This window comes from Mesorhizobium sp. M1A.F.Ca.ET.072.01.1.1, assembly GCF_004023325.1.
In the GTDB taxonomy this organism is placed as follows: domain Bacteria; phylum Pseudomonadota; class Alphaproteobacteria; order Rhizobiales; family Rhizobiaceae; genus Mesorhizobium.
Genome location: NZ_RZSF01000511.1, coordinates 1 through 3,270 on the forward strand (window position 1 = coordinate 1; position 3,270 = coordinate 3,270).

The following is a 3,270-nucleotide window of genomic DNA, read 5'->3' on the forward strand; positions in this document are numbered from 1 at the left end:
TCTCACATCCGCGCGATGACGAAGAACGATCTGCCAGCCGTCTCGCGGCTGCTGGGAGGATCCTGGCGGCGGACCTATTCGCCGATCATGGGTGAGGAAACCGTGGCCCGGCTCTCCGACGAAAAACATGCGCCCGACCAGCTCGCCGAAGAGCTCGCCGACGACAACAAGATGTCGTTCGTGGCCGAGCGGACCGACGGCTCGATCGCCGGCTATGCGATGGCAGCGATGGACGAGAGGGGCGATGTCATGCTCGACCGGCTGCATATCGAGCCGGAAGAGTTCGGCAGCGGCCTCGCCGTCGACCTCTTGCACGCGGTGCTTGCTGCCCATGCCGGCATTCCAAGCATCGCCCTGGAGGTGATCGAGGGCAATGAGCGGGCGATCGCCTTCTACCGCAAGCACGGCTTCGAGGTGGTCGAGCGCCGGCCGGCCGCACATGGCGTCGGCGGCCATGCCTCGTTGATCATGCGCCGAATGCTGCCGATGGCTTGACGCCGCGCTGGACGCATCGCGTCCCGGCATTATAATTTCGCGGGTGCTAATTTCTTACCGGAGACAGATGAATGAGCCTCGGCAAGCAGAAACTCGGCAGCCAGGGGCTCGTCGTGTCGGCCATCGGCCTCGGCTGCATGGGCATGAGCCAATCCTACGGCCCGGCCGACGAAGCGGAGTCGATCGCGACGATCCACCGGGCGATCGAGCTTGGCTGCACCTTCCTCGACACGGCCGAGGTCTACGGGCCTTTCATCAACGAGGAGCTGCTTGGACGCGCGCTGAAGGGCCGGCGCGACGAGGTGACGATCGCGACAAAATTCGGCTTCCGCATCGTCGACGGCAAGCAGGATGGCACCGGGCGCGACAGCCGGCCGGAGCATATCCGCGAGGTGGTCGAGGCTTCGCTCACGCGGCTCGCGACCGACCGCATCGACCTGCTCTATCAGCACCGCGTCGATCCTGACGTGCCGATGGAGGATGTCGCGGGCGCGGTCGGCGAGTTGGTGGCGGAGGGCAAGGTGCGCTTCTTCGGCCTGTCGGAGGCGGGGATATCCAACATTCGCCGCGCCCATGCCGTGCACCCGGTCTCGGCGCTGCAGAGCGAATATTCGCTGTGGGAGCGCAACCTCGAGCCCGAGATCATCCCGGCGCTTGCGGAACTGGGCATCGGGCTGGTGCCGTTCGCACCGCTCGGCCGCGGTTTCCTCGCCGGCGACGTCAAGCGGGCGGAAGACTATCCCGAAGGCGATTTTCGGCGCGGCGACCCGCGCTATCAGGGCGAAAATTCCGACGCCAATGTCGCCGCCGCCGCTACGGTCCGCGAGATCGCCGTCGCCAAGGGGGTCAAGCCCGGCCAGGTGGCGATCGCCTGGCTGCTGGCCAAGGGGCCGGAATTCGGCATCGACATCGTGCCGATCCCCGGCACCAAGCGACGGACTTATCTGGAGGAGAATGTCGCCGCCGCCGACATCAAGCTCGATGCCACCGAGATGTTGGGGCTCGACATGGCGCTGACGCCTGAGAAGGTATCGGGGCCGCGGTATAACGAGCGGACGATGTCGATGGTGGATCGGTAGGGGTGAGGTAATCTCCCCGCTCTGAGGCCCTCAAGGGGGGAGATCAGCTCGGTCGATCCTACTGCTTATTGCAATCCGCCAGCGCCGCCATCGCCTTCTTGGCCTCGGCCTCGCTGGCGTATCTCTTCTTGCCCAGATCGACGACCAGCGTTCCGTCGGGCTTCTTCGGCACGATCTCGCACTGTTTCGAAACGGCGTCCCTGGCGACCCACCATTCCGCGGCCGCGACAGCAGGCAGGCTGGCAATGCCGGTAGAGAGGATAGCGATAGCGATGGTGCGAACCATTCCTGGCCTCCATTGTCGGTTTGCTGGAAAACAGGCCGGCGCTGCCGGCGCCGTTCGTCGACGGAACCGGCGCACCGCCTTGGGCAAACGCCCTCCCCGGGCCTTCTGTTCCGACGGTCGGCCGTGATCTCGGGGTTACACGCCCGCATGCTAGCGTCCTATCTAACCTTTTGTGAGGATATCGGCGCTAACCTCCGCGCGAGGCAACCAGAGGTTTCACGTGCACGCCCTCATCGACGATTTTTCCGAGTACCATGTCCCGCCGCGACGCATCCTGATGCACCATCCGCGGCATGGTTCATCGCTGAAGATGCTGTCGCAGGAGCGGCTGGTCGAATTGAACTTCCTCGACCTGCCGCATGTCGAGGAATTCTATGCCGAGTACGACGCCTTCGCCGCGTTGGTCGCAAACCATGTCGAGACCCTCTACCTCGAGGACGTGCTCGGCGATCACGTGCCGTACCGATCCGAGTCATCCGTCAACCCCAACCTGATCTTCATGCGCGACAGTTCAGTGACCCTGCCTTGGGCGCCGACGAAATTCATACCCACACGCCCTGCTCTGCCCAGCCGGGCTGCCGAGGCCGGGATCGTCAGCCATGCGCTGAAGCGGCTCGGCATGGCCCCGCTCACGCATCTGGAGAACGACGAATATCTTGAAGGCGGCGACGTCCTTCCGGTGACGTTCGACGGGCGCCGCGTGCTGCTCGTCGGCTTCGGCGTCAGGACGACCAAGGCGGCAGCTATCAAACTTGCGCTCGATCTCATCCCCGACCATGTCGACTACATCATCGGCCTCTCGCACGATCCGGCGTTGCTGCATCTCGACACCGGCTTCACCGTGCTGCCCAACAAGGTGATCCTGGCCGCCGCGGGCATGTTCGGCGCCGGCTTCCTGATCGATGAGAACCGGCGGCTCAACCCCGTCAATCCGCTCGCCTATGCCGAAGCGCTCGGTTGCTCAATCGTACGCTGCGACAAGGCGGACGCCATCGCCCATGAACGCTGCAACCTCCTGCCGCTGGGCAACCGCCGCTACCTCGCGTTCGACTTGCCGGCAGAACTCAAGGCAACGCTGGAGCAGGCGGCAGGCGCGACCATCGAGCGAGTCAAGGGCACCGAGATCGCCAAGGCCACCGGCGGTGTGCACTGCCTGACGAGGCCGCTTTACTGCTGACGCCGGCGCGGCTCGGACCTTGAATCATCGCGCGGCTCGCAACGTCTGTTTTGTCCTTTTCCGATGAAACCGCTGTGCGGCTTCGACGAACCCGGCAGCCGAGACAGCTGCCCGGCGACGACTGCCAGGCTCTCAAAGCTTGTCGTATTTGATGTTCGAGGCGACGTACTCGTTCTTGAGTCGGCGTTGGCCGCCTTCGAACGGTCCGGTGTTGAAGGCGAACACCCTTAGCT

Annotated in this window: 4 protein-coding genes; 3 read left to right on the top strand and 1 reads right to left on the bottom strand. The window is 64.5% G+C overall.

The genetic code is table 11. From position 1 onward, the window contains the following. On the top strand, positions 1–495 hold a 495-nt coding region (locus tag EOA32_RS35265), incomplete at its 5' end, for an N-acetyltransferase (protein ID WP_145971471.1). A gap of 71 nt (positions 496–566) precedes the next feature. Next, positions 567–1,574 (top strand): aldo/keto reductase, encoded by a 1,008-nt coding sequence (locus EOA32_RS35270; RefSeq protein WP_128374148.1) that lies wholly within the window; start codon positions 567–569, stop codon positions 1,572–1,574. A gap of 58 nt (positions 1,575–1,632) precedes the next feature. Here the strand turns inward: EOA32_RS35270 and EOA32_RS35275 are convergent, their stop codons facing one another. After that, positions 1,633–1,860, bottom strand: coding sequence for a hypothetical protein (locus tag EOA32_RS35275; RefSeq protein ID WP_128374149.1), 228 nt, complete (start codon positions 1,858–1,860; stop codon positions 1,633–1,635). 220 nt (positions 1,861–2,080) lie between these two features. On the opposite strand from EOA32_RS35275, the gene EOA32_RS35280 reads away from it, so the two are divergent. Then, entirely contained in the window at positions 2,081–3,037 is a 957-nt protein-coding gene (locus EOA32_RS35280) for an arginine deiminase family protein (protein ID WP_128374150.1), read from the top strand. The last annotated feature ends 233 nt before the right edge of the window (positions 3,038–3,270 follow it).